The sequence below is a fragment of the Aerosakkonema funiforme FACHB-1375 genome, from assembly GCF_014696265.1.
Classification (GTDB): domain Bacteria; phylum Cyanobacteriota; class Cyanobacteriia; order Cyanobacteriales; family Aerosakkonemataceae; genus Aerosakkonema; species Aerosakkonema funiforme_A.
Window position 1 is genome coordinate 39,533 of sequence record NZ_JACJPW010000046.1, and the last position, 24,492, is coordinate 64,024.

Annotated in this window: 23 protein-coding genes; 13 read left to right on the plus strand and 10 right to left on the minus strand. The window is 42.3% G+C overall.

The features are described from left to right. Positions 1-35 precede the first annotated feature (35 nt). The gene (locus tag H6G03_RS18600; RefSeq protein WP_190466450.1) at positions 36-2,039 is read right to left on the minus strand and encodes a hypothetical protein; all 2,004 of its coding nucleotides are present in this window, start codon (positions 2,037-2,039) and stop codon (positions 36-38) included. Positions 2,040-2,112: 73 nt separating this feature from the next. Here H6G03_RS18600 and H6G03_RS18605 point away from each other — a divergent pair, with 73 nt between their 5' ends. From H6G03_RS18605 to H6G03_RS18615, 3 genes are all read left to right on the plus strand, one after another. Continuing rightward, entirely contained in the window at positions 2,113-2,721 is a 609-nt protein-coding gene (locus H6G03_RS18605) for a hypothetical protein (RefSeq protein ID WP_190466452.1), read from the plus strand. A 32-nt stretch (positions 2,722-2,753) separates the two neighbouring features. Continuing rightward, the gene (locus tag H6G03_RS18610) at positions 2,754-3,359 is read left to right on the plus strand and encodes a glutathione binding-like protein (RefSeq protein ID WP_190466455.1); all 606 of its coding nucleotides are present in this window, start codon (positions 2,754-2,756) and stop codon (positions 3,357-3,359) included. Between the two features lie 191 nt (positions 3,360-3,550). Further along, positions 3,551-3,799 carry a hypothetical protein gene (locus H6G03_RS18615; RefSeq protein ID WP_190466458.1) on the plus strand — a complete coding sequence of 83 codons (249 nt, stop codon included), beginning with the start codon at positions 3,551-3,553 and terminating at the stop codon, positions 3,797-3,799. A gap of 47 nt (positions 3,800-3,846) precedes the next feature. Here H6G03_RS18615 and H6G03_RS18620 read toward each other — a convergent pair whose 3' ends face one another. Continuing rightward, positions 3,847-6,108: a CHASE2 domain-containing protein gene (locus H6G03_RS18620; protein ID WP_190466461.1), complete on the minus strand. Its 2,262-nt coding sequence runs from the start codon at positions 6,106-6,108 to the stop codon at positions 3,847-3,849. A 349-nt stretch (positions 6,109-6,457) separates the two neighbouring features. Continuing rightward, positions 6,458-7,036 (minus strand): Uma2 family endonuclease, encoded by a 579-nt coding sequence (locus H6G03_RS18625; protein WP_190466521.1) that lies wholly within the window; start codon positions 7,034-7,036, stop codon positions 6,458-6,460. A 184-nt stretch (positions 7,037-7,220) separates the two neighbouring features. Here H6G03_RS18625 and H6G03_RS18630 point away from each other — a divergent pair, with 184 nt between their 5' ends. Together H6G03_RS18630 and H6G03_RS18635 are read left to right on the plus strand one after the other, a co-directional pair. Continuing rightward, the gene (locus H6G03_RS18630; RefSeq protein WP_242056879.1) at positions 7,221-7,787 is read left to right on the plus strand and encodes a hypothetical protein; all 567 of its coding nucleotides are present in this window, start codon (positions 7,221-7,223) and stop codon (positions 7,785-7,787) included. A gap of 167 nt (positions 7,788-7,954) precedes the next feature. Continuing rightward, positions 7,955-8,563, plus strand: a complete 609-nt coding sequence (locus H6G03_RS18635; RefSeq protein ID WP_191056167.1) for a hypothetical protein — start codon at positions 7,955-7,957, stop codon at positions 8,561-8,563. Positions 8,564-8,748: 185 nt separating this feature from the next. On the opposite strand, the gene H6G03_RS18640 is transcribed toward H6G03_RS18635, so the two are convergent. Further along, complete coding sequence (locus tag H6G03_RS18640; RefSeq protein ID WP_190466466.1) at positions 8,749-9,960, minus strand: M20 metallopeptidase family protein; 1,212 nt, start codon at positions 9,958-9,960, stop codon at positions 8,749-8,751. 184 nt (positions 9,961-10,144) lie between these two features. Continuing rightward, positions 10,145-10,723: a DUF4126 domain-containing protein gene (locus H6G03_RS18645; RefSeq protein ID WP_190466469.1), complete on the minus strand. Its 579-nt coding sequence runs from the start codon at positions 10,721-10,723 to the stop codon at positions 10,145-10,147. Between the two features lie 206 nt (positions 10,724-10,929). Between H6G03_RS18645 and H6G03_RS18650 the strand changes: the two genes are divergently transcribed. After that, on the plus strand, positions 10,930-11,229 hold the full coding sequence (locus H6G03_RS18650) for a hypothetical protein (RefSeq protein WP_190466472.1): 300 nt from the start codon (positions 10,930-10,932) through the stop codon (positions 11,227-11,229). A 152-nt stretch (positions 11,230-11,381) separates the two neighbouring features. Here H6G03_RS18650 and H6G03_RS18655 read toward each other — a convergent pair whose 3' ends face one another. From H6G03_RS18655 to H6G03_RS18670, 4 genes are all read right to left on the minus strand, one after another. Continuing rightward, positions 11,382-12,539: a response regulator gene (locus H6G03_RS18655; protein WP_190466475.1), complete on the minus strand. Its 1,158-nt coding sequence runs from the start codon at positions 12,537-12,539 to the stop codon at positions 11,382-11,384. A gap of 717 nt (positions 12,540-13,256) precedes the next feature. Next, positions 13,257-13,637: a clan AA aspartic protease gene (locus tag H6G03_RS18660; protein ID WP_190466478.1), complete on the minus strand. Its 381-nt coding sequence runs from the start codon at positions 13,635-13,637 to the stop codon at positions 13,257-13,259. Further along, positions 13,634-13,906, minus strand: a complete 273-nt coding sequence (locus tag H6G03_RS18665) for a hypothetical protein (protein ID WP_190466481.1) — start codon at positions 13,904-13,906, stop codon at positions 13,634-13,636. Before H6G03_RS18665 ends, H6G03_RS18660 begins: the two co-directional genes overlap by 4 nt. A gap of 182 nt (positions 13,907-14,088) precedes the next feature. Next, positions 14,089-14,661, minus strand: coding sequence for a Uma2 family endonuclease (locus H6G03_RS18670; RefSeq protein WP_190466484.1), 573 nt, complete (start codon positions 14,659-14,661; stop codon positions 14,089-14,091). 412 nt (positions 14,662-15,073) lie between these two features. On the opposite strand from H6G03_RS18670, the gene H6G03_RS18675 reads away from it, so the two are divergent. Beyond that, on the plus strand, positions 15,074-16,513 hold the full coding sequence (locus H6G03_RS18675) for a DUF6765 family protein (protein ID WP_190466487.1): 1,440 nt from the start codon (positions 15,074-15,076) through the stop codon (positions 16,511-16,513). Between the two features lie 96 nt (positions 16,514-16,609). Here the strand turns inward: H6G03_RS18675 and H6G03_RS18680 are convergent, their stop codons facing one another. Beyond that, a complete protein-coding gene (locus H6G03_RS18680) occupies positions 16,610-16,762 on the minus strand; it encodes a hypothetical protein (protein WP_190466490.1) in 153 nt (50 codons plus the stop codon). 302 nt (positions 16,763-17,064) lie between these two features. Between H6G03_RS18680 and H6G03_RS18685 the strand changes: the two genes are divergently transcribed. The 6 genes from H6G03_RS18685 to H6G03_RS18710 all read left to right on the plus strand — a co-directional run. Continuing rightward, positions 17,065-18,714, plus strand: coding sequence for a CheR family methyltransferase (locus tag H6G03_RS18685; RefSeq protein ID WP_190466493.1), 1,650 nt, complete (start codon positions 17,065-17,067; stop codon positions 18,712-18,714). Between the two features lie 67 nt (positions 18,715-18,781). After that, a complete protein-coding gene (locus tag H6G03_RS18690; protein WP_190466496.1) occupies positions 18,782-19,135 on the plus strand; it encodes a hypothetical protein in 354 nt (117 codons plus the stop codon). A 357-nt stretch (positions 19,136-19,492) separates the two neighbouring features. After that, positions 19,493-20,563 (plus strand): chemotaxis protein CheW, encoded by a 1,071-nt coding sequence (locus H6G03_RS18695; protein WP_199315365.1) that lies wholly within the window; start codon positions 19,493-19,495, stop codon positions 20,561-20,563. A gap of 106 nt (positions 20,564-20,669) precedes the next feature. After that, positions 20,670-22,145, plus strand: coding sequence for a methyl-accepting chemotaxis protein (locus H6G03_RS18700; protein ID WP_190466499.1), 1,476 nt, complete (start codon positions 20,670-20,672; stop codon positions 22,143-22,145). Between the two features lie 350 nt (positions 22,146-22,495). Further along, positions 22,496-23,917: a methyl-accepting chemotaxis protein gene (locus H6G03_RS18705; protein ID WP_322111934.1), complete on the plus strand. Its 1,422-nt coding sequence runs from the start codon at positions 22,496-22,498 to the stop codon at positions 23,915-23,917. A 20-nt stretch (positions 23,918-23,937) separates the two neighbouring features. Further along, positions 23,938-24,492 (plus strand): Hpt domain-containing protein (locus H6G03_RS18710; RefSeq protein ID WP_190466505.1); only part of this gene is annotated, 555 nt, incomplete at its 3' end.

The following is a 24,492-nucleotide window of genomic DNA, read 5'->3' on the forward strand; positions in this document are numbered from 1 at the left end:
CAATCGATCCGATCGCACCACTACGAACCAACAATTTAGAGCCGATTGCGAGTGAGTGAGGTACAACATCTGGTATATCGGGAAGATGGGGAAGAAATTTGTTCTACTTCCCAGTCTGCCTTCTCCCTTTTAAAATCCCACTGGAAGCTGTTCAAAGTAGCACGCAAGCTCCAACTATCTCCGACAGGATTGCGATATTCCAAAACGCCACTTCTCAAACCTTGCCGCAGATAGGGACTTGCTATTACAGGCCAATTTTGCAATACTCGCGGTTTACCGTTGATGCTGGCAACACCGATACCGCCGTTGGGTGCGTAGGTCATCACTAACCGATCGCCCTCCAAACCAGTGTAAGCGAGTTTGCCTTGTTTTTCCCATTCGCGATCGTCTATGACAACCCGATCTAATGCAGCAGTCAAACGTTTAAAATTTGGATAATCGGCAATTCTCGCCACATCGGTAATCCAAGCAGTTTTATTTCCACTTGCTACTAAAGCTCGATCGGCCTTATTCCTTTCCGATACAGGCGCAAGCAAACTAATTTTATCACCCCAAGGACGAGCAAGCAACCAAGTTTCTTCAATCTGCCAAATATACCAATCTCTGTATCTTTGCGGTTGACCGTAGCGAATGGGAATAACTAAGTGAGAACGGGGTGGTACATTAGCTGCTAAATCTTGTTGATTGAGGATTAACTGATAAATTACCGCACTGCGTCCCTGCACATATTGATCTCCCGGACTGCGACCGGTTGCCATCAAATTGTGATAAGTTCCGCCCAAACTAATTACGGCGTTGTTTTCTCCTTTGGGGTCGCGGATCGCTAACTTGTAAGTGGCATATTGAGCGTTGATGGTTCCCTTCACTTGATAAGAACGTTTTGGTTCTAATAGAGTAGCGAGACTGTAATCTTTAGTAACGTAAAAAGTTTCCCAAAAGCGATTGTCTTGATGGTAGCTGTAATAATCCGGATGAGAAGCTTTTGCTAAAAATGGTAGGGGTACTTCTTTTCTCGCCAACTGTCGCAAACTGGGGTCGGGACGATAGGAACTCAACCCCGCCAATAGCGCCAATCTTGCATTACCATTATTCATCTTTTCGACAACGATCGGTAATTGGTAATTCCTCCCCCGCTCTCCCGCTCCCCCGCTCTCCCGCTCTTCCCCGCCCCACCACATCCAAGCTACCGCAGTCAAACCGCTATTCCAAGTATTGCGATCGAATCCGCGACTTTCCGCACCGCCAGCAGTTCCCCAACTCAGGCGTAAAGCCATGTTAGCAGCATACCAATCTAAACCTGCTTTTGCTAATTGTCGCAGTTCGGGAGTGCGAGCAAAATCGTAAAGATTGAGCAAACCGCCGATACTATATCCGTAGTAGGTAGAAGAATGAAATTCGCCTTGTCCGATGGTGAGAAATTTGTTGAGTTCCGATCGCAACCATGCTTCAATGGTGCTAGCAGTCGCCGGATCGTTAACAGTCCAGCCGCTATTATCCATTAAAGCAAGTCCGGATAGGCGCTGCATAAACATATGGTTTTCCGTCCCAGTTTCTAGCCACTCCTTCACGCGAGGCGACTCTACCATACTGCGATAGGAAGCTTCCACATTGGCGGGCATTTTGTCGCGAAATAGGAAGAAGATGCGAATATCGAAAACGCTGCGAAAATGGTAAAGGTCGGGTCGTTCTCTTTCCAATTTCATTAGAATATCCCAAATGTGCTGGCGATTGTAGCTGTCTCCCAAGCTGAGACGCGATAGGATAACTGGAAGCAGATATTTGTGGGGGTCGCCGATTTTTTCCCGTCGCCACCAAGCGTCGAGTTTGTCTAAGTCTTCGGCTGCTAGTTTTTGACGAATTGCTAAACTGCGAAGTTGAAAAGCTGCTTCTTCTGCATTATCCCAACGACGATCGCCTTCTTGTGGTACTTTGAGAGCAGCTTCTGTAACAGGCGGCTGTCTGACTTGAGAAGTAGCGATCGCACAGCCATAACCGATCGTGCTTGCTAAAATCGCGATCGCGAATATTTGTAGTTTCATCTTGTTTGTTTTTTAAGATAAACTAATTTTGCCTATTAGTTGGTAATTGGTGATAGCGATCGGTATTTGATCTATGCAACGTCAATCACTATGGCCTGTATGGTTTCCTTATCCAATATCATGGGCGCGGGCTTGCGCCAACATAGCCGTCTTTTCGGCCATTATGCAGAGTGCTGCTCCGTCTATCCGTCGCTCAGATGAGGCGAGTGACCTAGTACCTATTATTTTAGCAGCACTGGTGCTGCATTTCTTCGGAATTGTCTTAGGACATCACTGCATTATCAAACTTGTCAAACAAAAGTCTAATTGGTTTCCTGGTTGGTTGAGCTGGCGAGAGGGTTTGAACGGCTCGATTATTTTGATTTTGGAACTGCTATCTACCAGTATTTTTGTCGTATTTCTAGCAGTTAGTATTAACCCTTATTCTGCCAATGCTGGCAGAAATTTTTTGCTGATGGCGATGGCTTTTTTAATTGCGGTTGCGGCTTACCTATATCATTACGATTTTTTGGTGCGCGAACGCCGCACTGCGAAAATGGTAAACCGTCAAACGTCCAAACAAAAAAAATCATCTTTGTCACCCCAAACGCTCGATCCGATCGAGTTGGAACTCGATCGGCTACGGGGAGAAATGGGTTTAAATCAAATGAAGCAGAGGAAGAAAAAAGATAGTAATAGTTAAGATATTATTGACCTATAACCAATATCTAAATTATGATTGACCTTTACACTTTCACTACACCCAACGGGCGCAAAGCTTCCATCATGTTAGAGGAAGTCGGTCTGGCGTACAATGTCTACAAAATTGACATTACCAAGGGCGATCAATTTACGCCTGAGTTCGTAGCGATCAATCCCAATAGCAAGATTCCTGCTATTGTCGATCGCGAAACGGATATCACCGTTTTTGAGTCGGGTGCAATTCTCATTTATCTAGCTGAAAAAACGGGCAAATTCCTACCCGCTGACCAAAAAGGTCGCTATCAAGTATTGCAGTGGCTGATGTTCCAAATGGGCGGGGTGGGGCCAATGTTCGGTCAGTTAAACCACTTCAAACGCTTTGCACCAGAAAAAATACCTTACGCGATCGAACGTTACGAAAAAGAAAGTTTGCGCCTTTACAGTGTGTTAGATAACCAACTTGCAGACAAAGAATATATCTGCGGGGATTACTCAATTGCCGATATCGCCACTTATCCTTGGGTAGCAATTTATGAGTTTCAAGGATTAACATTAGATAATCACCCAAATCTCAAACGTTGGGTGGAAACAGTGGAACAACGTCCCGCAGTAAAAAAAGGAATGGCTGTGCCTGCTTAGTACAGGACAGATATTAATCAGCCCATACGTAGCTTACCCATGTAGCAATAATCTGAAGCAAACTTGAAAAAGTATTTTTTAAGTTTGCTTCAGATTAAGCGATGTAGCGTTACAAATTTATGTTATTTTTTTCTAAGCGATCTATTTCTGTGTATGATTGAGCTTGATAAGAAGAGGACAAGCTAAAATCGATGAAAAACCTCACTGTCGTTATTTTACTGGCTGTTGTCAGTTTATTACTTCCGGGTTGCTCTACTTCTGAGCAAAACGCTCCACCGTCTCAAGAAACACCCAAACAAGCAACACCTTCTCCCTCACGAACGACCAGAGGGTCAGAACCAGATAATAAAGAATCGATAGGGGCTCCTGGTAGCACTACTGGGGGAGGAACGAGAATGAAAAAAGACGAAGAACAGAAAAAAGAAGAGCAAGGGCAATAAAATTGTGCGGGTAGTAAGTGGATTAAAAACGCAAACAAAAGGTAAAACTACTTGTTGCGATCGATCAGCTGGGATATCAGTGCTGCTACATCTGGTGGAATAGCAGTAAAGCGGATATAAAAACTCGTGTTGCTATCTGCCGATCGTTTTACCACCTTGGCATAAACATCTCCAAAAATATCACCTGTTTTGTTTGTTTCATCTAAAAAGTTAATTTTGATATTGTTTAAAATATCCGCTGGATGTTCCGATACAACTTCAGCGCTATTTGCTGATAGCTTAATTATTCTAGCCTCGAAGATAGTTCCAACAACGTGCTTGCCATCCAAAACAGTATATTGTATTGATATCGGAGACTTCATATTGAATAATTCGCCTTGACTTTCAGGCAAAAATAGGTTATATTTTCCAGATATCCCGCATACATCATAAAGAGTAATTGGTTTTTGAATTCCCTTTGGTTCTACCTGCATTCGATCGTTGAATTTGATGATGTCACCTGCTTCTTCTAAGGTGAATTCGGAAATCAGAATTTGACCTCCAACCGTATAAGATTCGATGCGCCCAGTTAGATTGACATGGTTACCTACTACACCATACTTGGCGCGTTTTTGGGAACCGATATTTCCGACTACCACTTCGCCTGTGTTAATACCGATGCCCATTTCTAGTTTGGGTATACCCAAGCGTTTTATGCGTTGATTAACTTTATCCATTGCTAACTGCATAGCTATGGCACAGGCAACGGATCTTTGAGCGTCATCTTCTCTTTGAGTTGGCGCACCAAAGATAACCAAAATAGCATCGCCAATGAACTCATCAATAGTTCCTTCAAAATGGGTAATTACATCTACCATTGCCTCCAAGTAGATGTTTAAAAAGTAAACAACTTTTTCGGGTGCAAATCGTTCGGATACAGCTGAAAATCCTCTCAAGTCAGACATCAAAATAGTTACCTTCCGCCTTTCCCCTCCCAATTTCAGTCCTTCGGGAGTTTCTAGTATGCGTGCTACTACTTCATCTGTAAGATAGCGGGAAAATGTCTGACGAATATATGCTGCGCTTACAGCTAAATAAGCGACGATCGCAATTGCAGAAAATGTTAGAGCCATTCCTGATGGAACTAGGGGAACCCACCAACCAAATAGGAAGAGAAGATAAGAACCACCGATTAAAATTCCGCCAGCAAGTAAAATACTGGCAGCTGTCCAAGGGAATAATTTTGTATGAGTTTTCCTATGTCGTAATTTCCAACTCAAGGTAGCACCAAGCGCCGACCAGCCGAATGTCCACAAATAAGCCAGGGGTGCATCCCAAACTTTGATTAGGGGGCGCTTGTCTAATACCGAACTTAAAATTTGGCTGGTTAAATTGGCATGAATTTCTACTCCAGTAGTGGGCAGACGATTCTTGACTAGACCCGTGTAGGGAGTGTAAAATTCGTCTTTGAGGCTAGCTGCGGTTGCGCCAATCAAAACGATGCGATCGCGCATCAAGTCTGGCGGTATTCTATCCTCAATAACATCGGTCATTGAGACAGTGCGAAAACTTTTGGCTGGCCCGCGAAAGTTCAACAATACTTGGTAGCCACCATCATCGGCTCGCACATAAGCGCCGTTATTGCTTTTAAAACGAGTAAATACGGTATCGCCTATTTTTATATAATTGTCTTTTGTAAAATCATGAGTAATATTCTTTTGTTTTAGGTAAATTAAAGCCAGTTTTAGCCCCAAAGTTTCTACTTTTTTACCATCTGAAGTGTAGAAAAACAGCAAGCCTCTCCGAATTTTGCCATCTTCATCTAACACCAGATCGGCAGCAGCCACTTGACCTCTTACTTTGAGTGCTGGCGGTGGGGCGACGGCAGAAGTTTTATCCTCCACTTTGTTGCCATCAATAGCAATAAAATTCGGTTTTTTTTCAATGCCTATCAAGTTTGGCGTCGTCTCGAATATTTTTACTAATTCTTGATGACCGGGGTTGACTACCAAATCTCGATATAAGTCCAGGCCGATCGCGCTCGGCTGCTGTTTCTTGATTTTCTGGAGCAACTTAGCAAGGACAGCATCGGGAGCGGGCCACTGTCCTACTTTTTGGATATCGAGTTCATTAATACCAACAATGACAATGCGCGAGTCGGTAGGCTCCAAAGGACGCCAACGAAAAAATTGATTTAGAGCCGTCCACTCCAACGGTTGCAGCCATCCTAAAAAATGCAGAAAAAACACAAAACCTGTAACGCTAGGGGTTGTAATTAATACTGCACGCCATTCCCAAATGTTCTGTTTGATGCCTTTCCATTTGCTCATTGGTATCTCTAAATTATGGCAAGTTGTTGTAAAAGAGTCAGCGGTATAACGCAAGTCATCCAGAGCGATCGCTATGGGCGATCGTCAAGTAACTTTTACTATACTTATTGCATTCCTTGCCATCTTCTCATCTGTCTTAGCGCTTAATTTTCCGATCCATTCTCTATACTCCAGGTATTAGCCCAAACCCAAAATCCGCAGCAAGCAGAAGCCGATCGCCTGTGCGACGCCATCTGTGTTGACTTTTATTTTAAGTGCTTGAACACTTAGATCGGAAAATGAATTACAATAACGTTACGAGCTTACTAGCTTGAATTAGGAGATTTGCTGTATTTACAAATATCCCATTCTATATCAATTTCATAAAAGCATTCACCGCATCATATTGGTCTGCCATTCGCGAATAAAACTCTAGCGATCGCAAATCCAATTCCGGCAAAAGTTCACTTTTACTCACCAACTCATATCCCGTTTCACGCAAGCAATAAACCGAAATTACACCATCCTCCCAAAACCAAACTTCTCGCACTCCCACTCGACGATAAATTTCGAGGATATCAATTCCCCCGCTCGTTACTATCACTTCAATTGCTAAATCTGGAACTGACTTGCGCGTACCCAAACAATAAGACTCATCCGGTTCTTTCCTTGCACCCAATTCTTTCATTCCAATCGTCGTACTACCCCGCGCATAAAAACGGATGTTTTTCATCCGCATATAAATCTCTAACAACTGGCATAAAGTTTTTTTAGGTTCTTCATGATCCTCAGATAAGGGAGCCATAATTTCTAAACACCCATCTAAATAAGTTAAGCGTGCGCCTGTTCCTGACAAATCTACATCTAACTTTTCCAGAGTCTCCCATGTGACGTTTGAGAGGAAGACTCCACTTGTAACCAATCCCGCTTTAGAAGTGGCGATAACCATCTGAGTCACCTTTCGCGATCGCTTTTCCATCATACATAACTTCAAAGAGTGGTGACTATTTCGACAAGCTAAAGAATTAAGGATGTCATTTTCTGAGTTGATTTGCAAGTTTGAAGGCTTTAACTGAATTTATCAAATATTTCTCGCTCCTGATTACACTGCAACTGTGGTATAATTATTAGTTATGCTTGAAATCTTCGGTAACAAGGTAAGCTTAACATTGCAAATGAAGTACATTAACGATCCCAAAATTGCTTCTGATGCTGCAAAATCTGAATCTACATCAGCGGAAGATTTAGAGCTTCTTGCCTCATCACAACACATTTTTGTCCGTGAAGCTGTTGCCGAGAATCCGCATACTCCTGCTAATACGCTGAAAGCTTTATTTCCCTCTTCATTAGAAACGGATAACAATGTTCGGATTGCACTAGCAGTAGTTAAAAATTCAGTACATGGTAATGAGTTTCTTCTCACCACCGCCTCTATGGTGCGAAGTAATCTGTCACTCTTTGAGCCTCGTAACTGCTATCCCATGATGCTGATTGAAGCGATTGCCTCACATCCCCAAGTAACGATCGATAAAATATCTCCGTTACTCGACCCCACTTCCATACCACGTCATATACGCGATCGGATTGCGCGAATTGCTATACAAGAAGAACTTCTCATCAAGTTATCTCAAGACCCAGCACAAACAGTTCGCTCCAGAGCCACCAAACGTATTGCAATGCTGAAGACAGAGAGTTTATAAAATAAATAGTTCCTATTAGCGTTCAGTTTTCTAAACCTAAACCGAATTCATTAAATATTTCTCGATATTGGTGTTATAGTCAAACAGGGCTATAATTATTATTGAAGCTCGCTCTCGTTCAAAATTATGTAAAACAGTAGAATACGTTGACGATCTCATCGATTCAAATGCAAGCTGTCATAGAAGTACCTTATTATGAGGATGACTTTCTTTGCCCTTGGGAAACTCCAGAATTTAAACCATTTTCAAAGATCCGTTTATGTGGAGAAATGGGCTATCCTCAAATTGGATTAGTCTTTGCACAACTGGCTAAATACAACCAAATAGAACTAACAGGCGACAGACAAACTATTTTGAGGCAAATCCTGAAAGCGAAGACTTTAGTTTTGCCAGGTGGAATACAGGTTGTCTGCAAGAAGCGGGGTACTATTTCCCCAAGCTGTTGTTGTGGACTTGAAGGCTGGCGCGAATGGATAGATGTATTGAAAACAGGTGTGTCGCCTTGGTTGGGACACGATCCGAGTCCGTGGATTGAGATAACGGGTGATGTACTTCGTGTTTGGTCAGATGGTGGCATAATGCAAGTCAACAATGCCTTTTACATTGATATTTCACGTACTCATTTTGAGGAATCACTGATACTTGTAGAACAAGATCTTCAGGGGTTTTTGTTTTCTATTGAAAGTTGGGCGCAAGAAATCGGATTTGTAGAGTCTAGGGAATTAGTTCAGAAATTTGATGAGTGTTTTAGTATTAGGAAAAGATGGAGATATTAGAGGCAAGTCGTCCCAGTTGAAATTGCGAACTTGCTGCTTGGGTTTCCTAACTCGCTACTTGCAAGAAGTTACTCGATCGCACTTCCATACCACGTCATCTACGCGATCGAAACTGGTACAGATAAACCCGGTTTCTTCAAGAAACCGGGTTTATAACCCATCTTATAGAAACTCGACTTCTCACACTAACGACAAAACTTTTCCACACAACCGACAAAAATTTCCACTCCCATCCCCAACGCTGTCTCATCAAAATCAAAGCGAGGATGATGGTGCGGATAAGCTAAATTTAGATTGGGATTGGCAGAACCTAAAAAGAAATAACAACCCGGTACTGCTTGCAGAAAGAATGACATATCTTCCGCACCCATTGTTTGACAATTTGGCACCACACCCAAAGGAGTTTCTACTACCTCTAAGGCGACCGATCGCACTAACTCAGCTATCCCAGGATCGTTAATCGTAGCTGGATATTGCCGCCAATAATTCCAATCGTACTTCGCGCCGTGACTTTGGCAAACTCCGGCAATAATTTGTTCGATTCGTTTTGGTAAAAACTCTCCCAAAGTTGGGTTAAAATATCGTACCGTGCCACCTATTTTCGCCGTATCTGCTATCACGTTAATTGCAGTTCCGGCATGAAATTCTCCCACCGTTACTACCGCTGACTCGATCGGATCGACATTGCGCGATACGATCGTCTGCAACGCATTCACGATTTGGCTGGCGACGACGATCGAATCGATCGTTTGATGCGGTATCGCACCATGTCCGCCTTTACCCATAATCGTGCATCGAAAACCCTCGGTCGCCGCCATCAATGCGCCACTACGAACGCCTACCCTACCAACGGGTAGCTGGTTCCACAAGTGAAGGCCAATTATAGCATTAACATCGGGATTTGTCAATACTCCCGCTTCGATCATCGGTTTTGCGCCCCCCGGCCCTTCTTCTGCGGGTTGGAAGATAATTTTTACAGTACCGGCGAAGTCATCGCGATGTTGAGAAAGATAATAAGCTGTTCCCAGTGCGATCGCGGTATGTCCGTCGTGACCGCAGGCGTGCATTACCCCATCGTGCTGGGATTTGTAGGGTACATCGTTCTCTTCCTGAATTGGCAAAGCATCCATATCTGCCCGAATTGCCAGCACCGGTCCCGGTTGACGCCCCGCAATGGTCGCCACAATACCCGTTTGGGCGACTCCAGTTTGGCGATCGATTCCCCATTCCTGTAGTTTCTTCGCGACAAATTCAGAAGTCAACTTCTCCCGGAAACCGAGTTCGGGACGTTGATGCAAGTTTCTGCGCCATTCTACAAGGCTATTTTGCAATCCGCGAATTTCTAAGCGGATGCGGGATAAGTCTACGGAAGGAGAACTCAGGAAAGTGGAAATCATTTTTCAAACTTTGACAGGTGCGCTCGTTTCAAGGATACTAGATTTTTGCCCAGGACTTACGCACGACCATCCGAGAAACCGGGTTTCTGGGTAGAACTGTAGTTCCCTAGCGACGATTTTTCAGAGAAACCGGGTTTCTTTGCGAAAATTGCAGTGCGGACGAGAGTTTGTCTAGCTACAGACTTTAGTCTGTCGGCGTTGTTGGCACACTTCTCCCCAAGATCTGCCACAATTTCACTCCTGCAAACACACCCAAAACTGCCAATAAAACAACAGTAAAAATCGGCACGATTATTCCCAAAACTGACAAAATAATCGAAGTTGCTAACTCAACTGTTGCCAACAATGGATTAGCAACTCCCCCAGTCGTTCCCGTTGAAACAAAGCGGGTAATATTAGTTAACGCTTCCACAATTCCAGCAGAACCACCGCCTGCGATAATGGCGACACTCCATTGCAGCAACGGATCGACATGAGAAAAGAACGAGGCGGTGATAGTAGTGCCAGTGGCGATCGCAATCGGTGTAGCCAGCAAATCCAATACGTGATCTACCCAGGGAATATAATATCCCAAAACTTCGATACCAGTCGCGATCGCAAACGCTGTCAGCGCCTCATAAGTGCCAATCCACTCAAAGCCTGGGGATAGGGTCAAATGCCCGGAAAGTGCGGCCATACTCATCACCAAAGGCGGTACAAATACGCGAAATCCGCACGCCGCACTCAAACTAATGCCAATGCAAATTCCTAATAAAATATCCATACGCTTTTTTACCTTTACCCCCTATTCTTAACCTTGCCTAATTGCCAGGTGGCTCTACATCCAACCGCCGACATAGTTAGATGAAGTAATGAGTAATGAGTAAAGAGTAATTACGAGTCTGTACCTATCAATTTAATCCCAACGAAAGAGTAAAACTAAATACTAAATTGCTAAAACCTTTAGCAGTAACAAAGAGGATATCACCTATGACTAACCAGCAAAATCGAGTATTGCCAGAAGATCCCAGAGAAGCGGAACCTGGAAGGGGTGCGCCCGGTAACAACCACTATGGAGTGCAATTGTCGGAAAATGTATTGGGGGTCAACGCTCCGGATGCAGAAATTCCATCTAATGTAGATGTAGACCTCAATATCAAGCAAGTTGAGGCAGCCAGAGACCAAGAAGAAGATAGCGACCTAGATACTACTGCTGGCTACGTTATCGATGAATCTGGGCGTCTCGACAACTTTGCCATTGAGCCTCCTATGTACGTAGAAGAGCGCTAAAATGCGATCGCGGCTGGGAGAGCTTTGGAGCGATCGGCCTCCCAGCTGTAAAAAAGATAAAGTTTTAATTAGTACAGCACCGCAGAAATAACCCACCCTACAATTAAATAAGTTTTGACGATCGCCACAACAACGCGAGAGCCCAATTTGGGTTATTCTAGCAACTGCGCTTCCATATTAATCTTATATTCAAGTAATTTAAAATTGGTAATGTCGTGAACGGTAATCAAACAACCATCTCCAAATTTTACAGCCATCAAGCGATACCATATCTGAAGGTTATCCTTTTTCCAATAAAATTCTCGCTCGATCGTTGCTCCCCTCTCAACTACTTTTACAAGTGAATCAAACAGGGTGGGATTAAGTTGATTGAGCAATTTTTTCAGGGTAAACTTCTCCATGAGGTCGGTTCGTTGTTGGCCAAATAACTTAGCAAAGACGGGATTCACCACCAAACACTGAAAATCGCTAATTTCTTCAGTTATGGGATCTCTTACCGCTTCCCAAGCGGCAATACCATCTTGAGAGCTATTTAATAACCTGGCAAGTAAAGCGCGAGATTGGTAGAGAATTTCTACGGTTTGTTGATGTTGTTGGATTTGTTCTCTCAACTGGCGTTTTTGTTGTTGGATAGTCAGTTGATTTTGAATCCTGGCTATAACTTCTTCTGGTTGAAAAGGTTTGGTGATATAATCAACTCCACCTACTTTAAAGGCTTTTACTTTATCCATAACTTCGTCTAGCGCACTTAAGAAAATTATCGGAATTTCTGAGGTAGTTTCATCGGCTTTTAGGGCTTGGCAAACTTTATATCCATCCATTTCTGGCATTTTAATATCCAGTAAAATGATATCTGGTGGGTTATTGCCGATCGATCTTAATGCCATCTGACTGTTGGTGACACTGCGAACTTTATAACCGCGTTTGGTTAATACGTATGTTAAAAAAAGCAGGTTTTCACTGGGATCGTCAACAATTAAGATATTGCCTTTGGAACCTGAACTTTCATCAGTGTGGTTTTCTGCTATTTCTTCTTCCAGGAAACAAGGTATCGGGGAAAGCGTTTCTATTACCAACCGAAGGTTATTTTTGGTGATTTTTTCCCCAAAAACGTCTGAAAGGCGCTGCCATAACAGGGAGGCCAAATCTTTAATATAACCGATGCTGAGAAATAAGCTTTCGGCAACTTTGGTGTAAGTTTCGTTGTCCCAAGCAGCTTTGAGAATTTCTTTTTCTGGAAGAGTCAATTGTTTCCCTGTTTTCGATTTTAGGGTAGCTTCTATAAGTTGCAGTGCTTCTTCGCTTGTCATGGTTGACTTAGTATTTTTTTTGCAGACTATTTGTATTTGCATATTGTCACTCAACTTAATTTGTTATCAATAGGCTGGCATCGTTGAAGTTCATCACTTGTGCGATCGCACCCTACTCCCTAGCAGGAAGTAAACTTTATTGATGCTTACCTGCAATAGCTCAGTAAAAACACTGTATTTAGTTTCCACTATCTAACAGGATTGCACCACTCAAGTTTTGCATTTTAAGATCTCAAGTTAAAATTGGCCGGGATTAAGGAATTAAACTCCCGATTGGTTAGCTTTTGGGCTTTGTTAAGTTTTTTCTTCGATAACGGCTAAATTGCTTAACTTGATAAACTTTCTCTTATCTTGCGAAGCGATCGTCTTAAGTTGATATTTTGACAGCCTCAACACCAACTCCCAGATGTGTGGGGGGAAGCCTTATTTAGTAGGCATTTGGGAATTCAATAATTTTTACCTATGGTCATAAGTACGGGAGAATCGCCAAGATAAGCAAGGTTCTGCTTTCTCAGGTGTAAGCCCAGGCTTGTTTAATCCCGCTTCTGAAATTAAAACAGTAAATCTAGGCAAATGTAAGAAGCTGTAATTTATTACTTATATCAGTATAATTACGGTTTTGTTTAAGAGCGTAATTTGCATAGCCAAGAGAGCGATCGCCCACCCAACTTGAATCAAAACCATTTTAACCGGAGGCGATCGCCCTTCATCTTGAATCTATGAAATCGAGGGTGAGATTTTTTCTAACGAAACTAAACCATTGTCTTCAAAATCAATCTCCAGATGATATCCTTCCATCAAAGCTGTTCCCAATAAAGGTTTATAACCAGATGCTAAAATGGGGACTACTTTTTCCCGATTGTCCCAAACAATTGTTGCTAAATGTATAGATAACAACGCCTCCCTACCATCGGCTAATCTGGCAAGCGTAGTGGAATATAACGGAAGATTCATCGCACTAACTGCCTGCGGTGGTAAGGTAAGATGGTCGTTGAATCCAGTATCGATAATAAAATCGATAGAAAAATCTGGTTGTGTCGGTAAACGAAAAATTACTGGTACTACCGCTTTGCCGTCAATCAATTTCCCGTTAATCATTTGACAGTCCGCTCGCTCGCTCCCCCAAAGCTGACAGCAACATCATAACCAATCCGCATCGTAAATAATCTGGCATTTGGTTTCTTCTGCTTTAATTTTAATGCTGTTTCTACACCAGTTTTATCAATTCCGTATTCGCCCGTTTCCGCATCAATTACAATCATCTTGCCAAGATTATCATCACACTCCACTTGTTGACGAATGCCATTTTCGTAAAATTGTTTAGCTCTTTGGGCCACTTCTTCTCCAGTCCAAAATATAGCCTGCATAATAATTACACCTGCTTTGTGCTGTTTAATTATTTTAGCCGAGTCGTAGGTAGCTTTTCTTGGTCTTCCGTTTTTAGTGTGCTAATGTTCGCTACAAATATTTTAATATCCTCAACGCCTTGAAAATGCGTTATTTTTTACTAAAAAAGCACAGTGGTAACGAAAGACCCGTAAATTTACTATCAGGCATAAAGAGATAAATTCAAACTAAATCCCGGTAATACATTTTCCCCCGATAATTCTGTGGGAAGATTTAGCATTTCTACATCTTCTCCTGGGCGATAAATTTCTACTTCTTGCTGTTGGGGGTTAATCAACCATCCCAATTGCACCCCGGCATCCATATATTCACGCATTTTGGCACGCAACATTTCCAGATCATCCGTTGCTGACCTTAATTCGATGACAAAATCCGGTGCAATGGGAGGAAATTTGCGTCTTTGTTCCGGGGTTAATGCTGAGTATCGTTCCCGGCGAATCCAAGCCGCATCTGGAGAGCGATCGGCCCCATTTGGTAACTTAAATACAGTGGAGGAACTGAAGGTATAACCCAGGTTTGTTTGCCGATTCCAAATTCCCAAATCGATAATTAAATCTGCTTCTCGATTTCCGCTATCGCCTCCTACTGGTGGCATAATAATTAATTCTCCTCTGGCAGTACGTTCAAAGTTCAAATCGCGGTTATTTTGACATAACTGATAGAACTGTTCGTCACTGAAGTGAACGGTATCTAAATTTAATGTCAAACCACTCATAACTTTACACCTAGCCTGAATAGTAATTAATATTATATCAGACAAACTGGTGGCAGTGGATCGGCGGTCAAGTCAAATGTATTTTTTCACCGAGCGCTCGTCAAATACCAATTCATAAATGCGATTCTTAACTTTAAGATAATCCCCTTGCTTGACTACTAATATCAATTACGGTAGAATTGGTAGTGTAAAAAACTCTCCGAGTCAGGAGCGTCCCACTGTCCCCAGATCGTTCCTAACCAGAAGTATTCAAGCGGACATGATATCAGCAGTATCAAGCGGCAGAAGAATGGCTTGCGTTGAGGTTTAGAAACATTCCTAAATCAATAAATTCAGAAATTGACGACTGGAATTGTCTTTAGAGGTGCAAGTACAATAGCAGAAAGAACAATCTTACAAAGAGGTAAATATCGTGGATCAAGATTTTCACTATTATGGCACTTACTACGCAGCGAGAATAGGCGGTAATTATAGTCAAGAAGATGCAAATGTTATTGCTAAAGCCTCTAATTTTATTGATTTTTTGAGTAATGAAAAATATGCTGGATATTGGCATATCGTAAGCAATACGGCAAAATCTTCAGACCAAAATTATGATGTTGTAGCGAAAGTAGACTATCCTCGTTACACATTTCAAGGCACCTTGAGTACCGGAGCTAGTGGAAGTAGTGGCTTATGGTCATCATTTCACTTTCCTCCTGGAAACTATAGCGATCCCCCCAATACACCAAGCAAGATCGATGTACATGGAGAAGACGTTGCAGCATTATTACCCGACCATCAGGTAAGGGAAGTAAATCCTGATTCAAGCCTTGATAATAGAATCAATTCAGATATTGGGAAGTTACTCAATCGACCGCAAAGTGCTTTATCGCGAGCAACGATCCGAGACACAATTCGCTGTCTCACTGATTCAAAACGTTTGGAAGCAATTCTTGTGAGAGCTGCTGGTGGAGAAACCTTATTAAGCAACGTACAAGATAAAGAATCTATCCTGAAACGTTTTGGATTGCTTTTATTAGGGGTTAGGGCTCATGTGATTGGAGATACTTGGGCTCACCAAGATTGGTGTGCTGTTGATAATGTTATAAACACTTACTGGGACATTGACAATTCCTGGTACAACAATCTGACTTGGCAAAATATTGAGTATCAAGATATTGGTCAGGACTGGAAAAAAATCAAGCTTTCTTCTATGTCTCACGAAAATTTGCAAGCAGCTCCAAATGTACCCCCTTGTTATGTAGGACATGGATGGATGGGACATTTTCCTGATTACAGTTTCGTTAAATATCGCTATAAACCCTGCTGGAGTCCAAAAAGCGCACAAGCATTAGAGCGTGATAATCCTACGGAATACAATTATGCGTTTCTGGAGTTATGTAGCTTATTTTCTCAAGCAAATGGCAGTAAGTTTCAGCCCGAACATGAAAAAAGTAAACTAGCCGCCGCACAAAAGGCAATTTCTTCACCAGTAGAGATTGCAGATAAAAATAATTGCCCCCGCGTCTACTCTGCTAATCAATGGAGAGAAGAAATGGATAAGTTGCAGATTGAAGCCCCCATCGATCTAATCGATGCTAAAAAAGAACCTGATGAAAAAACAGTGTTGAGCGGTCAGATTGACTATAACCCACACTCACTCGATCCTTTGGGAAAAACTCGCTACGGTACGTTCTACATTAACCTTTATAGCGATCTGTATCTTTTCCAAATTGCAGCCGACTACCAATTCCATTTTGTGAAAAATTGGACTAAAACTCATAAAATAGGAACCAGTGATTTGTTTGAAGATAGCTGGTCTATACAGCTAGGACCTCTGAGCGATCGAATTTCGGAGATTTTGGTTTAACCGATATTCCGCACCATCAACTATCACGCAGATAGTTGATGGTGCGAAACGAATTTTTCTATCCAACGATCGTCAAATAATAATTCATAAATGCGGTTACTGACTTGGAGATAATCCCCTTGCTTGACTACTAACCCTGACATGAGCAATTCCCGTTTCTGCTGAATTATCAACCGCTGCAACTTGTCCTTGATGTAAAATCTCTCGGTAAAGTTTTAGCAGTTCGATCGCACGCTGTTTATCGTTCAAAATCCGCTCGCCTATCGTCCGCAAATGCTCTGCTTGGTCTTGAGATTCCCAATTTTCGATAATTTGCGATCGCCCAAGGCAGCGTTTCTTTCAAGTACCTCTGAAAAGTCCCTCCTTTTTTCGCCTGCACCCCTGCTCCTCTGCTCCCCTACTCCCCTAAGTGGGTTATTTCTGCCGCGCTACACTACCTCGCTACAGATTATTTTCAAGAGTCCGATAAAAAACTGTATTTTTTTCCCTAGACGGCGTTCGGTCGGCTATAAATATAAAGATAACTATGTGTCGTGCCAAGGGCAATTTTGATGAATGAAGCTTTAATACAGCGCTTTGTCGAGCTGATTTCTAGTAACACAGGTTTGCACGTCAGGGAGCAAGATCGGGAAAATTTAGCAAAAATAATATGGGCGCGGCTCAAAATTCTCAGATTATCAACACCGGAGGATTATTATCAGCTTTTGCAGCCTCATACGGACAGCAATGCTGTTGAGGATACGCTACCGGAACGGGAATGGCGAGAACTGACACATCTGTTAACAACAGGAGAAAGTTATTTTTTTCGCGATAAAGGTCAGTTTGCTCTGCTGAGAAACATGATTCTACCGGAATTAATTGCCGCCAAAAACAACGCTGCAAACATCCAAGCAGGTGAAAAGCGATCGCTGCGTATTTGGAGTGCCGGATGTTCGACTGGTGAAGAACCATATTCCTTGGCAATCCTTCTACAGGAGTTGCTGACTGATTTGGATGATTGGAATATCTTTATTTTGGGAACCGATCTCAATCAACAAGCAATTGAGAAAGCCAAAGCCGGAATTTATAGTCCTTGGTCTTTTCGCCTGGTAGACACCGATCTACAAATGCGGTATTTCCATCAACGCAAAACTGAATGGCAAGTGGATAAACGTATTGGCACGATGGTAAAGTTTGCTTATGGCAATTTGGTAAAAGATCACTATCCCAGCCTTAATTCCGATATTCACAGTATGGATCTGATTCTGTGTCGAAACGTTTTCGTATATTTTGAATACAATGCTATTTCAGTTGTCTTAAAAAAGTTTTACGATACGCTTCTTCCTAGCGGTTACCTCATCACCGGACATACAGAACTTTACGCTCAAGATCTGGGTTGCTTCCAAGTGAAAGTTTTGCCCGAGTCGGTGCTATATCAACGCAAAGAAAATGTCGATTTTCAAAGTACAAAATCGGTAGTATATAAAGCTACTATTCCCGAAGTTAACCGCCAGGAATCTCCAAAAGGTATGCTTTGGGAACGGCCTAATACTATAGGCAAGAGTTGGCGATTGGCAAGACCGAACATCCACACCGAAAAATCGTATAATAGCGATAATACAACAACCTTGGCCAAGTCGCGGGAAATGATTGTTCCCGATATCCCGAATTCTATCTTGAGGCTGACATCTTCACAAATGCAATCGAGTCCTCATAAAATAGAAGAACAAGACCTCCTTTTGAAGGCAGAAAAACTATTTGACAAAAAAGCTTATGCAGAAGCAATAAGACAAGCAGAACAAATAATTCTCTTGCAACCAGCAAATTTTGGAGCTTATTACTTACTGGCTCAAGCTTATGCCAATTTAGGCGAACATAACAAAGCCATATACTATTGCGATCGAGCAACTGAACTCGATCCTTTATCTGTTATACCTTATTACCTTTTGGCACACATTGCTGAAGAAAAAGGAGATATTGAGAAAGCCAAAATTTATTTGAAAAGAATTATTTATTTAGTGCCATCTTCTATTTCCGCATATTTGGAACTCGGTTTAATTTACAAGAGAGAAGGAAATGCTATCAGGGCACGAAAAATGCTAGCTACAGCTATAGAATTGCTCAAAGATTTACCGCCATCAGCTACAGTCGCACAACAAGATGAGGTAACAGCTGGTGAATTGCTTGCTTATGTGCATAAAGTCTTAAGAGATCGTACATAATAGCCTATTTTCAGAAGAGTGCGGTTTGAGGTAAACTAAAAACAGCTTGACTTTTGGATTAACAATCGTGGACGAATTAGAAAACTTTGCTAAGAATGCGTTTTACCTTTTGATTGGTGGCGTAGCCCTCACCGTTGAGAGAAGCGGTCAAATTCTCCAAGAAATCGAACAGCAAGCCCCAATCGTAATAGATGAAATGATCCAAGTCGGTGAGGCGAAATTTAATGAGTGGTCTAGCCAGCAACAAAATTATGCCTCCGGACCTAGAGAAGAGCTGCGACAAAGGCTTTTTGTTCTTGTCAAGGGAGATTGGGAGTTAGCCGAACGCTTGCTTCAGCAGGCGAGGGACAACAATCCCGGACGTTCGGAAGATTGGTATTGGGAAAAAGTAATTTACGATCTAGAAAGGGATAACCTTTGAGAAGGGAGAGGGAGAGCGAGAGCATTCAAACCAGAAAGATAAAAATCAGCCTAAAAAAGTGAGGAGATACAGTCGATCGGTCGTCACTTATCAGTCACCGATCTGCTTTGCCTTCTCCAATCCTAAAAATGCCCTTTGCCTGTGTCCTCTCCCACTGTATTTTATAGCGGAATTTTCTAGCAAACAAATTTAATGGCATCATAAGTTGGGTTGAACTAAGAAAACTCAACCTATGATTTATTTTAACTGAGATTTTTAGCGAAAAGCAAAAAAGTGTTAGTCCTAGATGGTATAAGGGAATCTTAAATATAGGAAGAGAATACGCTTCCTAATTGCCTTTCGTGCAAAAATTAAACTATGTTAACAATAGTTGATAAACCTTATTTGATCTTTAGCCTTAATGGTGCGCTCTACGGTGTGGAAGCTGAGTGCGTACAGGAAATTTTTTCTTTGCCGGAATTGAAGCCGATCGCCGAAGCACCCCCCGACATTGTTGGCGTTGTTAATCTGCGTGGAGATATCCTGCCGATCGTCGATCTCAATCTGCGCTTCGGGTATAAGCAGCTAGAATATAGCCTGAGCGATAGTGCGATCGTCCTGGAGTGGCAAAAACTTCGGATTGGCATTATTGTCAATCAAGTCCATGAAGTTTGTAATATTCTCCCAGAGGACATCTCAAAAGAGCTTTTCTACAGTCGTGAAGTTACTGCCAAATCTCACAGTTTCGTGTCCGGTATTGCCAAAGTAGCAGCAGATATAGTAATGTTGTTAAACAGTAAAAATTTGCTCCGCTACTCCGAGTTGTTTGCAGCTTCAGTCGTACATAAAACTGTAGAATTAGATGCAGATGAAGAGAGAGTAGCTACAAATTCTCGCCATCAACCTTACATATTCTGTCCGCACGCTACACCAGAAGAAAAAGCCATTTTCCGAGAACGAGCGGAAAATTTGATGCGACCTACTGAAAAACAGGATTTCGCCGGATTAATAGCTCTGGCAGTAGTTGGTTTGAATGGCGAATATTTTGGACTGGATTTAAAACTGGTGCGCGAATTTACCGAGATCCGGAAAGTAACACCCGTTCCCTGCTGTCCGTCTCATATTATCGGAAACATGAATTTGCGGGGCGAAATAGTGACGTTAGTTGATATTCGCGGCGTGTTGAATATGCCGATGTTAAACACAAAAATTGTCACTAAAGTGATGGTTATTTGTGTTGATGATTTCGTCGCAGGTGTGACAGTTGATGAAGTGTTTGATGTCGCATATTTGCACCCATTACAACTTTCACCTGTGCCGACGGCAATCCATTCTATCAATAACGAATACCTACAAGGTACAGCTCCGTACCGAGAAAAAATGATGAGTATCTTAGATTTGCAAAAAGTTTTTACTAAAGGTGAATTGATTGTAAATGAGGAGGTGTAAACAAACACAAAAATTTACATATTTAAATCGATACTCACAAATACTTCACATTTATAGCGCTAAGTAAAAGATAAATACCAAAGGGTAAATTGAGGGAGACAGAAATATGGGAAATTGGGAAATAGGTAGTAAATTTAGTAATTTGAAACTGCGCTCTCGCATTATTATGGGATATTCTGTTCCCCTATTGCTGTCGATCGGTATAACTGGGTTGGTATATTCAAATCTTAGGGAAGTAGATCGGCAAAACAAAAGGCAAATTATAGGCCAAGAAATGGTGAAAAACTCCGATCGAATAGCATTGAGTATAGCCCGAGTGCAGCGGTCTGCTAGAAGCTATTTGCTAGAAGCTGACGAGGAAAGCTTGCAAGATTTCGACGACGGCGAGGAGTTGTTTGAGCTAGCTGCCACTTCTCTGGAACAACTGGTAGAAGTTCCAGAACAGAAACAGCGTCTGGCTGCAATCGTTGCCTTGGGAAATAAGTCTATTGAATTGAACAGAAACTTGATCGAGCTTGTAAAATCTGGCAGAATCAAAGAAGCGTTGCAAAAATATGCTTCAACAGACCGTCAAAATCTCAATCGTCAGCTGGAAAAAGTGCTGGATGACTTTAACCAAACAGAGGATTTTATTCAGGCGAAAAAGAATAAAGAAACTGAAGCAGCCCTAAGCTTTCTTAACATGATAGTGGTGTTATGTACATTGATGTCGGCGATCCTAGCAATACCGATCGGTTTTTGGATTGCTTCACGCATCACGGCGGCGATTAATGAGAGCGTTAATGAAATCGCTACCTCATCAACACAAATTGCCAGCACCGTGGAAGAACAACAACGTACCGCCAATCAACAAGCATCTGCCGTGCATCAAACTACCACCACTATGGATGAATTAGGTGCGTCCTCGCGTCGATCGGCAGAACAAGCCGAAATGTCGGCAGTAGGCGCAAGGCAAGCGCTATCGAAAGCAGAAGAAGGCAGCCAAGCTGTGGTGCAAACTCTTGAAGAAATGGCGATACTTAAAGAAAAAGTAGAAGCGATCGCACAACAAATCCTGCACTTAAGTCAGCATACGAATCAAATAGGCTACATCTCTGGAGTAGTAAGCGACCTCGCCAACCAAACCAATATGCTAGCCTTAAACGCCGCCGTGGAAGCAGTGCGAGCTGGCGAACATGGTAAAGGTTTTGGTGTCGTTGCCAGCGAGATTCGCAAACTAGCAGATGCTAGTAAAAAATCTGCCGATAAAATTAACATTTTAGTTGCTGATATCCAAAGATCAATTAACTCAACAGTAATGGTAACTTCTGAGGGTACTAAAACTGCTGAAGAAGGAGAATTGATTGTTCAACAAACAGCAGCAGCTTTCACAGGCGTAACCGAAGCCATCAATAACGTCTTTACCAACAGTCAACAAATCTCGCTCAATGCCAAACAGCAAGCAGTAGCAATTCAGCAAGTAGTAGAAGCAATGAACGCTCTCAACGCCGCAGCTGTAGAAACAGCTAGCAGTATTAATCAAACCAAAGTTGGCATACAAAAACTCAATGCAGTCGCTCTGAATCTCAAGACAGCCGTATAGCAGTCTCATCGCTTATATTTGTGAGGCGGTTGTTATGTTTGAACCCTCGATACTCATACCTTGCTTGGTGTATTTTTGGAGTAAAAGTAAAATTGTATAGCTAGTGCGTCAGACGTCAGCCGCCCTTACTCTTAAAGCAGTAGTTTAGCTATTTTGTAAGTGTGAACTTTATGTTGTGTACAAGTCGTAAAATTAGTCAATTATAGACGAATTTGCTAAAATAACTCCAGGAACTAGCATATTTAAAATTTAGAGAAAATTATTGAAAATATGCTAGGTTACTACCAGTCTTCTTAACACTACTTAAAAACCCACAGCTTATGTTTAGGAAATGTAAATTGCAAAATAGAATGTTATTGGGATATTCAGTTCCCATTATATTATTTATAGGATTGGCTGGTTTAGTATATTTCAGTACAAATAAGTTATTAAATGTATTCACAAAAGTCGAAAAATCCCAGGAAATTGTTGATACAACAAATGCCATGACACTTAATCAGAGCAGGATGGTAATAGTATTTAGAGGTTACATATTATCACAAAAGCCACAATTATTAAAAGAATACGAACAAGAATTAAATTTATTTGATGAGGCATCTGCACGTGCAGTGAGTATGGCCGAAAATAACAAGCAACAACAGCGTATCAAAGAAATGGTTCGGTTGAAAAACGAATACGATCGGTATTCGCAAAGAATACTAAACTTAGTAAAGCAAGGCAAGAGAGACGAAGCAATATTAGCGTTCCGAACAGGAGAAGGGCAAAAATTTGTCGATCGTTTTAAAAACCTAAGTACGGAATTTAATAAAACGGAAGAGGAAATTTTAGCGGCCACAACCGCAGAAGCGAAAACTTTGATTAACAATCTCATTGCCGCAGTTGCGATCGGAGCCTTGTTATGTTTAACGTTTTCCCTACTTGCTGCTTATTGGATCTCCGCAGGCATTACTCGTACAGTCGAGCGAGCAACAAGCGCGATCGCCTCTTCCTCAAACCAAATAGCTGCCACAATAGAAGAACAAGAACGCACAGTTTCCCAGCAAGCTGCCTCCGTCAATCAAACCACCACCACAATGGATGAGTTGGGTGCATCTTCCCAACAAACCGCAGGACAAGCACAAGCAGTCGCCACCGCCGCACAACAGGCATTAACCCTTACGGCAACAGGAAGCGAAGCAGTGGAAAATACCCTAGAGGAGATGTCGGTGCTGAGAGAGAAAGTAGGTGCGATCGCCTATGAAATTTCCCGTTTAAGCGATCGAACCAATCAAATTGCCAGTATTTCCAGCTTAGTCAGCGACCTCGCCAACCAAACCAATATGCTAGCGCTCAACGCAGCCGTAGAAGCAGTACGAGCTGGCGAACACGGTAAAGGTTTTGGCGTCGTCGCATCGGAAATTCGCAAACTTGCAGACCAAAGTAAAAAATCCGCCGAAAAAATAAACGCCCTCGTTTCCGATATTCAAAAAGCCATCAGTTCCACCGTTATGGTGACAGATGAAGGCACCATGACGGTGGAACAAAGTGTTAAAATCGCCCAAAAAACAGCACAATCCTTCGCAGGCGTAACAGAAGCAATTAACAACGTCGTCTTGTGCAGCCAACAAATTTCTCTGAGTTCCAAACAGCAAGCCATTGCCATTCAGCAAGTAGTTGATGCTATGAATGCACTCAATCGCGCATCTGCCGAAACAGCCAGTGGCATCAGTCAAACTCGCATCGGCACTCAGAAACTAAACGATGCCGCCCAAAGCCTTAAATCAGTTGTTTAATGACTAAGGAATCAAGAAAAATGATTATCGAAGATGAAGAACTACGAGATATTTTTAAAACCGCAAGTGAAGATCATTTGCAGAAACTTGATGATGGTTTGTTGTATTTAGAAAAACATCCAGATGACCAAGCGAAATTAGAAGAGTTACTGCGAGAAGCCCACAGCCTCAAAGGCGATGCCGGGATGTTGGGAGTCAAAGATGTGGCAACTCTATCCCATCAGATAGAGCATATATTAGGGAGTGTGAAACGAGGCGAGACAATCCTCGATCGCACTATTAGCGATCGCATATATCACGGTTTAGATGCCATTCGTCAATTAGTACGCGAAGCAGTCACAGGCGAACCCCCACAAGTCAATACCTTTTATGTCTTAGCTCGTATGATGGGATCTGAGGAAAAGGGAGAGGGTGAGGGGACGAGTGGAAGAGCGGGAGAGCGGGAGAGCGAAAGCGCGGAAGAAGGGGAAAGCGGGAGAGCGGGAGAGCGGGAGAGCGGGATAATAGCAGAAATTATCACTGAAAAATTAGAAGAACAGCAGAAAATGTCTGTAATGTTTCCCCCACAGATCGGA

What these genes read in the sequence shown, in the direction of transcription:
- H6G03_RS18625 (WP_190466521.1), bottom strand. Translation starts at nt 7,036, where the DNA reads ATGGTTATCGCCACTTCTAAAGCGGGATTGGTTACAAGTGGAGTCTTC.
- H6G03_RS18600 (WP_190466450.1), bottom strand. Translation starts at nt 2,039, where the DNA reads ATGAAACTACAAATATTCGCGATCGCGATTTTAGCAAGCACGATCGGT.
- H6G03_RS18645 (WP_190466469.1), bottom strand. Translation starts at nt 10,723, where the DNA reads ATGGATATTTTATTAGGAATTTGCATTGGCATTAGTTTGAGTGCGGCG.
- H6G03_RS18670 (WP_190466484.1), bottom strand. Translation starts at nt 14,661, where the DNA reads ATGAGTGGTTTGACATTAAATTTAGATACCGTTCACTTCAGTGACGAA.
- H6G03_RS18605 (WP_190466452.1), top strand. Translation starts at nt 2,113, where the DNA reads ATGCAACGTCAATCACTATGGCCTGTATGGTTTCCTTATCCAATATCA.
- H6G03_RS18685 (WP_190466493.1), top strand. Translation starts at nt 17,065, where the DNA reads ATGAATGAAGCTTTAATACAGCGCTTTGTCGAGCTGATTTCTAGTAAC.
- H6G03_RS18695 (WP_199315365.1), top strand. Translation starts at nt 19,493, where the DNA reads ATGTTAACAATAGTTGATAAACCTTATTTGATCTTTAGCCTTAATGGT.
- H6G03_RS18650 (WP_190466472.1), top strand. Translation starts at nt 10,930, where the DNA reads ATGACTAACCAGCAAAATCGAGTATTGCCAGAAGATCCCAGAGAAGCG.
- H6G03_RS18655 (WP_190466475.1), bottom strand. Translation starts at nt 12,539, where the DNA reads ATGACAAGCGAAGAAGCACTGCAACTTATAGAAGCTACCCTAAAATCG.
- H6G03_RS18610 (WP_190466455.1), top strand. Translation starts at nt 2,754, where the DNA reads ATGATTGACCTTTACACTTTCACTACACCCAACGGGCGCAAAGCTTCC.
- H6G03_RS18705 (WP_322111934.1), top strand. Translation starts at nt 22,496, where the DNA reads ATGTTATTGGGATATTCAGTTCCCATTATATTATTTATAGGATTGGCT.
- H6G03_RS18615 (WP_190466458.1), top strand. Translation starts at nt 3,551, where the DNA reads ATGAAAAACCTCACTGTCGTTATTTTACTGGCTGTTGTCAGTTTATTA.
- H6G03_RS18630 (WP_242056879.1), top strand. Translation starts at nt 7,221, where the DNA reads ATGCTTGAAATCTTCGGTAACAAGGTAAGCTTAACATTGCAAATGAAG.
- H6G03_RS18640 (WP_190466466.1), bottom strand. Translation starts at nt 9,960, where the DNA reads ATGATTTCCACTTTCCTGAGTTCTCCTTCCGTAGACTTATCCCGCATC.
- H6G03_RS18660 (WP_190466478.1), bottom strand. Translation starts at nt 13,637, where the DNA reads ATGATTAACGGGAAATTGATTGACGGCAAAGCGGTAGTACCAGTAATT.
- H6G03_RS18635 (WP_191056167.1), top strand. Translation starts at nt 7,955, where the DNA reads ATGCAAGCTGTCATAGAAGTACCTTATTATGAGGATGACTTTCTTTGC.
- H6G03_RS18620 (WP_190466461.1), bottom strand. Translation starts at nt 6,108, where the DNA reads ATGAGCAAATGGAAAGGCATCAAACAGAACATTTGGGAATGGCGTGCA.
- H6G03_RS18665 (WP_190466481.1), bottom strand. Translation starts at nt 13,906, where the DNA reads ATGCAGGCTATATTTTGGACTGGAGAAGAAGTGGCCCAAAGAGCTAAA.
- H6G03_RS18700 (WP_190466499.1), top strand. Translation starts at nt 20,670, where the DNA reads ATGGGAAATTGGGAAATAGGTAGTAAATTTAGTAATTTGAAACTGCGC.